Annotated in this window: 6 protein-coding genes; 4 read left to right on the top strand and 2 right to left on the bottom strand. The window is 64.7% G+C overall.

The features are described from left to right. Nucleotides 1-81: 81 nt before the first annotated feature. Nucleotides 82-1,815, bottom strand: coding sequence for a hypothetical protein (locus ACX80T_RS05110; protein WP_459303875.1), 1,734 nt, complete (start codon nt 1,813-1,815; stop codon nt 82-84). 263 nt (nt 1,816-2,078) lie between these two features. Between ACX80T_RS05110 and ACX80T_RS05105 the strand changes: the two genes are divergently transcribed. Together ACX80T_RS05105 and ACX80T_RS05100 are read left to right on the top strand one after the other, a co-directional pair. Beyond that, nucleotides 2,079-3,377 carry an ammonium transporter gene (locus ACX80T_RS05105; RefSeq protein ID WP_019482928.1) on the top strand — a complete coding sequence of 433 codons (1,299 nt, stop codon included), beginning with the start codon at nt 2,079-2,081 and terminating at the stop codon, nt 3,375-3,377. Then, on the top strand, nt 3,374-3,712 hold the full coding sequence (locus tag ACX80T_RS05100; RefSeq protein WP_019482927.1) for a P-II family nitrogen regulator: 339 nt from the start codon (nt 3,374-3,376) through the stop codon (nt 3,710-3,712). Before ACX80T_RS05105 ends, ACX80T_RS05100 begins: the two co-directional genes overlap by 4 nt. 110 nt (nt 3,713-3,822) lie before the next feature. Here the strand turns inward: ACX80T_RS05100 and ACX80T_RS05095 are convergent, their stop codons facing one another. Then, entirely contained in the window at nt 3,823-5,250 is a 1,428-nt protein-coding gene (locus ACX80T_RS05095) for a glucose-6-phosphate dehydrogenase (RefSeq protein WP_459303874.1), read from the bottom strand. Between the two features lie 112 nt (nt 5,251-5,362). On the opposite strand from ACX80T_RS05095, the gene ffh reads away from it, so the two are divergent. Together ffh and ACX80T_RS05085 are read left to right on the top strand one after the other, a co-directional pair. After that, nucleotides 5,363-6,940 (top strand): signal recognition particle protein, encoded by a 1,578-nt coding sequence (ffh, locus tag ACX80T_RS05090; protein ID WP_019482925.1) that lies wholly within the window; start codon nt 5,363-5,365, stop codon nt 6,938-6,940. A gap of 126 nt (nt 6,941-7,066) precedes the next feature. Beyond that, nucleotides 7,067-7,771: an alpha/beta fold hydrolase gene (locus tag ACX80T_RS05085; RefSeq protein WP_459303873.1), complete on the top strand. Its 705-nt coding sequence runs from the start codon at nt 7,067-7,069 to the stop codon at nt 7,769-7,771. The last annotated feature ends 129 nt before the right edge of the window (nt 7,772-7,900 follow it).

Raw genomic sequence — 7,900 nt, 5'->3', positions numbered from 1 at the left:
CCCCCCTCACCCCCCCCCCAATCCAAACCCAAGAATCTCCCCCCCCCCGGTTTCGGTGGCCCCCCGCTTTTATGGTGCAGGCTAGAAGGTGAAGTGGAACACCGAGACGGTGCCCGCAGTGACCGGCAACTGGACGGATTCGGCGCCGGGGACGAATCCGGGGATCGCCGGCCGTTCCCCGGCCGGAACGGGTGCGGCAAAGGCACCATCGATAATGGTTGAGTCTTCGGCGCCGTACGACGGACCAGCGAGCTGGGTCATCGAGCTGGTGCGTGCTGCCGCCGGCAGTTGCACCGTGACATCAGTCTGTGCGGCTACCTCGGGGTTGTTCTGGTTGACCAGAATCACGCTCATGCTGCCGTCTTCATGGCGCACCACGTAGCTGTACGCAAGGCCGCCGCCCTGTGCGGTGTGCTGCAGGAACGCTCCGGGTGGCAGTTCGGCAACCATCGACAGGCCGTAATAGTTGGCTCGCTCGTCGAAGGTCGCATCGGGCTGGAGGTAGGGTCCGCCGGAGCAGATGGACGACATGGGAGGTCCGCCCTGGCAGGTCAGCAGCGAGCTGTGGAAGCTCAGCCGGGGGATACCGATCTGCGCCGCACTCAGCGCATAGTCAACGCTCCACAGCGCTGATGCGTGGGTCTTGGTGGTTTCGTTTGATCCTGGGCAGGCGGAGATCCCGGTTTCGGGGATCCAGGTTTCCAGGCCGGCCGCTTCGGCGGGGGCCAGCGCTGCACGGCGGTAATTTTCGGCACGGTCATGGATCGCCGAAGCCATCAGGTTCTCCATGATGGGCTCGCCCAGGGGATCATTCGATCCGTCACACTGCGACAGCGGGTAGTGGTGGAACGAAAGAATCTTCTCCTGCTGCAGGTCAGCCTGGGTGAACGGCTCCCACCAGGCCTCCGCATAGGTGCCGGGGCCCACGATGCGAACCTCGGGCGCTACCTCATACATCGCATCCGCATAGGCCTTGAGTTCCTCGAGGTATTCGGGGATACCCCAACCGGACGGCCGCAGACCATTTGTGGGATACCCGTTGGGCTCGTTGCCGATGGTGATTCCGACCAACCGGTCCCCGAAAATGTTCGAGGCATGCATGGTCATGTCAGCTGCGCGCTCAGGATCGTAGTTGCCCAGGTCCACGGTCAGGCTGATGGTGGCGTCGGCTGCTTCCAGCAGGGTATTGACCCGTTCCAGGTCGGCTGGGCCGGCGGCACGCACCGGGTGAGCTTTGTCGCCTTCAAGGTTCCCGGGGATTGCCTCGTTGGATGACGTCCAGAAGAACCGGCGATCCACAGCGTTACCGCCGAACCGAAGCATTGGGCGCCCCAGACCGGTCAGGCTGGTCACGATCTCGGGATTGTCGCCGGACATCCGAGGGTCGGCGAGGTCGGTGGCTTCCAGTGACAACCCGATGAGGTTGGATGGCAGCTCGGTGCCGGTCGGCTCGTCGGATACCTCAATGGTCATCGCTTCGACAGCTTCCAGCGGCGACCCCGCTGGTGGGCCGGCCTGCTCATAGAAGACAGTCGGCGCTGGCGGCAGCGGCTCCGTGGACGCCGGCGACGGCTCGGGGGTGGGAGCTGATGACGTTTCGACCGCCGCTGCACTCGGCGACGACGACGGCGTCGCACGTGGCTCCTCGTCCTGGGCGAGTGCGGAAATGCCTACCCCCGCGCCAACCAGCACCACGATGGTTGCCAGTCCGGTCGCAACCATGACCTTCGGGCTCGGTCGGGAACGCTTTGCGGGTTCTTGCCCGGTCTCCTCCGGTGCAGGATCAGGCGTCAGGCTATTGGGGTAATCGGACATTATTCTCCATCGTTGTCAGCTCCTAGCCAGTCTAACCAGCCCACAGCCTGCTTCTTTTCCCCTACCTCAGGTAAGGGTTCCAGTCCAGTCACGGCGGCGTTTCCTGGGTCCGTTCACACGGCCGAAACATGGCTGTCACGCATTCTTTACCGCGGTGCGGGTTCTGTAACTTCCCGGCAATCAATTGGTTCACGGATCGGAAACACAGCGTAGGCAGACTTACGAATGCGGGAACTCCCCGCCACTCGCGAGAGGATGTGACGATGGATCTGACAGCAGGTCACGTCTGGGTAATGATTTCGGCCGCCATGGTGCTTCTGATGACACCAGGGCTGGCATTTTTCTACGGCGGCATGACGCGCGCCAAGGCCGCACTGAACATGATGATGATGAGTTTCATCGCCGTCGGTCTGGTCGGCATAGTGTGGGTTCTCTGGGGATATTCAATGACAGGGGGCGACGGCGTTGCACAGCTTTTCGGTAACCCGTTCGCCTCATTCGGTCTCGAAGGGCTGATCGGCAGCGAGGACATGATCGGAGCCGGGTTCGGCGTAACCTTCGCCATCATCACCGTCGCACTGATCAGCGGGGCGATTGCCGACCGGGCCAAGTTCGGCGCCTGGTCGCTCTTCGTACCCATCTGGGTCACTGCCGTCTACTGCCCACTGGCCTTCATGGTGTGGGGTGGCGGACTGCTGAGCGCAGATGGCGCTGTTGGCGGCGCGGTTGGTGAAGCAATCGACTTCGCCGGTGGAACGGTGGTTCACATCAGTGCCGGCGTTGCAGCACTCGTGCTCGCAATCATCCTCGGCAAGCGCCAGGGCTTCGGCAAGGATCCGGCGCAGCGCCCCCACAACGTGCCGCTGGTTATGCTCGGCGCAGCACTGCTGTGGTTCGGCTGGTTCGGATTCAACGGCGGCGCCGCCGGCTCCGCCGAAGAAGCGGGTCTCATCTGGGTCAACACCATGGTCGCTCCGGCAGCAGCAATGGTCGGCTGGCTCGTCCTTGAACGTTTCCGCGACGGACGTCCCACCTCCCTGGGCGCAGCCTCGGGTATTGTTGCTGGTCTCGTCGCCATCACGCCCGCATGCGCCAACGTCACCCCCATCGGTGCGATTGGTCTGGGCCTGGTCGCCGGCGTGCTGTGCGCCCTGGCTGTGGGCCTGAAGTACAAGCTGGGCTTCGACGATTCACTCGACGTCGTAGCGGTCCACCTGGTCGCCGGCACCGCCGGCACCATTGCCCTGGGCTTCATCGCCATGCCGGTCGACGGCGAAGGTGGAGGCCTCTTCTACGGCGGCGGCGGCGGCCAATTGCTCGCCCAGGTGGTGTCGGTCCTCGTGGCTGTCACTCTCTCGGCCGTGATGACCGCCATCATCGGTCTGGGCATCCACAAGACCATCGGGTTCCGCGTCACCGCGGACGACGAGGTATCCGGCGTCGACCTCTCCGAGCACGCAGAAACAGCGTACGAATTCGGCGGCCTCGGCGTCGGTGGACAGTTCCACCCCACTACCAATGTTGCAGCTACGGAAAATGCTTCGGAAAAGGTGAACTCATGAAGCTGGTAACAGCAATCGTCCGCCCGGATAAGCTCGACGGCGTCCGTGGAGCCCTCGAAACGTACGGCGTACAGGGCCTCACGGTCAGCGGGGCAAGCGGCTACGGAAGACAGCGGGGCCACACCGAGGTATACCGTGGCGCCGAATACACGGTCGACCTCCTCCAGAAGATCCGCGTCGAAGTGCTGGTCGCGGATGCCTGGGTCACCGACATCGTCGATGTCCTGGTCTCGACCGCCAACACCGGGAGGGCCGGTGACGGGAAGGTCTGGGTGATCCCCGTCGAGGACGCCGTCCGCGTCCGCACCGGTGAACGCGGCGACGCCGCACTCTGACCCGGCTCACCACGCCGACCGAAGTCACCCTTCGGCTCCGAAAGCACCGCCTGCAGCGGGCGTTCGGAGCAGGAGGGTGACTTTCGGTTTTTTAGGCGGTTCCGCAGCGGCTAGTTGGTCCAGGCCGCGGGGCCGGGTGACCCTGCCGGATATTCGTCGAGCGGCACCTCATTGGCAGCCCACGCGGCGAGTACCGGATCGACGATCCGCCAGCAGTCCTCGGCGGTGTCGCCCCGCACCGACAGGGTCGGGTCGCCGGTCAGCACTCCTTCGAGCACTTCGCCGTAGGGCAGCAGCTCCGAGGCATTCAGCTCGACCCCCAGTACGGCCCGGTCCAGGGAAAAAATGTCGCCCGGGCCGTTCACATCGATTTCCAGCTTGAGGGTTTCGGGGCCAAAACCGATCCGCAACTGGGTTGGTGAGTCCTGCCCGGTGAAGCCCGCCGGGAGATGGCTGACCGGTTTGAACGTCACCAACGCTTCTTTCCGGTTCCCGCCCAGCGCCTTTCCCGACCTGAGGATGAACGGCACACCGGCCCACCGTGCGTTGTTGATCGACACGGTGATCTCCGCGAGGGTCTCGGTTCCGCGGGCCGGGTCGACGCCGTCCTCGGCCGCGTAGTCGGGGATCACCCGCCCATCGACTGTCCCGGCGGCATACCGGGCGCGCCGGGTACTTTTCGCGAAATCGGGGTCAACCGTGCTGGCGCGCAGCACGGCACCAAGGCCATCCCTCAGGTCGCGTTCGTGCAGACTGACCGGCGACTCCATCGCGAGGATGGCCATGGCGTGGAGCAGGTGACTCTGGATCATGTCCCGGAGGGCCCCGGCGCCGTCGTAATAGCCGGCGCGGCCTTCAAGGGCCAGCGCCTCGTCGTAGACCACCTCGACCCGATCGATGTGCAGGTTGTTCCAGACAGGTTCCAGCAGACGGTTGGCGAACCTGAGCCCCAGAATGTTCAATACCGTCGCCTTGCCCAGGAAATGGTCCACCCGGTGAATGTGGTCCTCGGGGACCAGCCGGGTCAGTGTTTCGTTGAGCCGGAACGCCGAGCCCTGATCGGTGCCGAAGGGCTTCTCCATGACCAGCCTGGTGTGATCCGGCAGATCGTCAGGGGAGAGCAGCTCGCACGCTTTCTCCGAGATTGCCGGCGGCAGCGCGAAATATACGGCGACCGGCCCCTGCAGGGAGGAAACCAGGCTGGCCAGTTCGCCGGGCGTGGTCACATCAATCTGGCGGTACACGCTCGTGGTCCGCAACAGGTCGAGCACACCCCGGCCGTCGTCGTCGGCCGCCTCCCGCGCACTGGCAAAAGACTGGGTGACCCGCTCCGACCACTGCTCGTCGCTCCAGTCGTCGTAGCCGGCGCCCACCAGCCGCAGGCCACGAGCTCGACCATGCTGAACCAGCCGGGCCAGACCGGGGAGTAACAGCCGGCCGGTCAGATCGCCTGACGCGCCCAGGATGAGCAGCGTCGAGACCTCCTGATCGGGGGCGAAGGGCAGGCTGTCCTGGACTGAGTTTGTATGCGTTTCCACACCATCCACCCTGCCACCTCGGTACCGAGATGTCCCGCAAGCCGCCGTCCGCCCCAGTTGGTACCCTTGATGGCAGAGCCTTTTATCCATCGAAGAAAGCAGTTCACGGCACGTGTTTAATTCACTCTCTGACCGGTTGACAGAAACTTTCAAGAACCTCCGCGGGAAGGGCCGGCTCTCCGAAGCCGACGTCGACGCCACGGTTCGCGAGATTCGTCGCGCCCTCCTCGACGCTGACGTCGCGGTCAGCGTTGTCCGCGAGTTCACCGCCAAGGTCAAGGAACGGGCGCTGGGCCTTGAGGTGTCCCAGGCCCTGAACCCGGGCCAGCAAGTCGTCAAGATCGTCAATGAGGAGCTTGTGGGAATCCTCGGCGGGGAAACACGCCGGATCCGTCTCGCCAAGAATCCGCCGACGGTCATCATGCTCGCCGGCCTGCAGGGTGCAGGTAAGACCACCCTGGCGGGCAAGCTGTCGAAGTGGCTCAAGGGTCAGGGCCACAGCCCCCTCCTGGTCGCGTGTGACCTGCAGCGCCCCAACGCGGTCAAGCAGTTGCAGGTCAACGGCGAACGCGCCGGGGTGCCGGTCTTCGCGCCGCACCCGGGAGTCAGCTCCGAGTTTGAAACCGCCACCGGTGACCCGGTCGCCGTCGCACGCGCCGGCGTTGCCGAGGCACGCACCAAACTGCACGACGTCGTCATCGTTGATACGGCTGGCCGCCTCGGTATTGACGCGGAGCTGATGCAGCAGGCATCCGACATCCGCGACGCCGTCAACCCCGACGAAGTGCTGTTCGTGATTGACGCGATGATCGGGCAGGACGCCGTCAACACGGCCCAGGCCTTCAACGAGGGCGTGAACTTCACCGGTGTCGTCCTGACCAAGCTCGACGGCGACGCGCGCGGTGGCGCGGCGCTGTCAGTTGCGTCGGTCACCGGAAAGCCAGTCATGTTCGCCTCGACCGGTGAGGGCCTGAACGACTTCGAGCTGTTCCACCCCGACCGGATGGCTTCGCGCATCCTCGACATGGGCGACATCCTGACCCTGATCGAGCAGGCTGAGAAGTCCTGGGACAAGGACGAAGCTGCGCGGATGGCGCAGAAGTTCTCCGACCAGGAGGACTTCACGCTCGACGACTTCCTGGCGCAGATGCAGCAGATCCGCAACATGGGCTCCATGAAGAAGATGCTCATGATGATGCCCGGCGCTGCCGGAATGCGGGAGCAGCTGGAAAACTTCGACGAACGCGAGATTGACCGGGTCGAAGCGATTGTGCGGTCAATGACCAAGCACGAACGCGTCGCACCGAAGATCATCAACGGCTCACGCCGTGCCCGTATTGCGCGCGGTTCGGGCGTTCACGTGTCCGAGGTCAACGGCCTGCTGGAGCGGTTCGGCCAGGCGCAGAAGATGATGAAGAAGATGGCGTCCGGCGGTGGGATCCCGGGAATGCCCGGCATGGCCGGACCTGGCGGCTTCAACGGCGGCGCACGCAAGGGTAAGGCCGTGACGAAGGGTAAGAAGAAGGCCAAGTCGGGTAACCCGGCGAAGGCAGCGCAGGAGCGGGCCGATGCCGAGGCTCGCCGTAACCGGCCGTCGGTTCCGTCGGGTGCGGCCTTTGGTGCCCAGAATGACTTCGACCCGTCCTCCCTGAACCTCCCGAAGGGCTTCGACAAGTTCCTCGGCAAGTAGGGCTGCCTCCGACAGACAGACTCGCCCCACACCTCGGGTCGAGTCAACACCACTGACGGTTTTTCGTTGTGAAAACCGTTATTTCTGTTGACTCGATCCATCCCCCCGGAAGCTAAGAGCGGCGCAATGACCCAGGAACGACTCGTCTTCGTCCACGGCAGCGGCAGCTTCGGCACCGCCGCGTGGCCAACCCAGCACGCCCTCGCGAGCAGCTACGACTGCCTTTACCTTCGTCGCCACGGTTTCGAAGCCGGAGCCGACCCGTTGCCCACCGATTTCCACAAGGATCAGCGGATTGTGGTGGACGCCCTTGGGGAGGGCGGACACGTGGTGGCCCATTCGCAGGGGGCGATCTCGGCGATGATGGCAGCAGTCGAGCGGCCGGAGCTGGTCCGCTCCCTGATCCTGATCGAGCCCGCATGCCTGTCCCTGACCGCCGACCTGCCTGCGACCGCCGCGCACCGCGCACTGGTGGGACCGCTCTACGAACGCCGCGACTCGCTGTCGGATGAGGCATTCCTCCAGGAATTTGTCCGACTCGTGTTTTCCACCGAGGCCCGGCACCCCGCAACGTCGGAGGCCCGCCGCGCTGCCCATCGGCTCAGGCTGCAGTCCCCGCCATGGGAAGCACCGCTGGACATTGTGCCGGGCGTTCCGACACTGATCATCACCGGTGGCTGGGAGCCGCTCTACGAAGAAATCGCCGGTTACCTGGCTGTTACCGGGGCCCAGCACATCGTCGCCCCGGGCGCCCACCGGCCGCAGGACACTCCCGACGGCGATGCCCTGATCCGCGAGTTCGTCGCCGCGCATGCAGGTACCGACGCCTAGCATCCGGCCGGTACTGACCGGGTTGTGATGAGCAACCCGGACACCGGGGGCCTCACGCGGCGCCGGCCCTACACTTGACCGCATGATCAGCATCCGCGAAGCCGAGAAGCTGGACCTCACCTTCCTGCC

It is taken from the genome of Arthrobacter sp. Sr33 (assembly GCF_054511195.1).
The sequence above is the reverse complement of the archived record's forward strand: the minus strand, read 5'-3'. Positions and strand labels throughout refer to the sequence as shown.

Bases quoted from the DNA above. Each gene is read 5' to 3' on its own strand.
- ACX80T_RS05110 (WP_459303875.1), bottom strand. From the start codon at position 1,815: ATGTCCGATTACCCCAATAGCCTGACGCCTGATCCTGCACCGGAGGAG.
- ACX80T_RS05105 (WP_019482928.1), top strand. From the start codon at position 2,079: ATGGATCTGACAGCAGGTCACGTCTGGGTAATGATTTCGGCCGCCATG.
- ACX80T_RS05100 (WP_019482927.1), top strand. From the start codon at position 3,374: ATGAAGCTGGTAACAGCAATCGTCCGCCCGGATAAGCTCGACGGCGTC.
- ACX80T_RS05085 (WP_459303873.1), top strand. From the start codon at position 7,067: ATGACCCAGGAACGACTCGTCTTCGTCCACGGCAGCGGCAGCTTCGGC.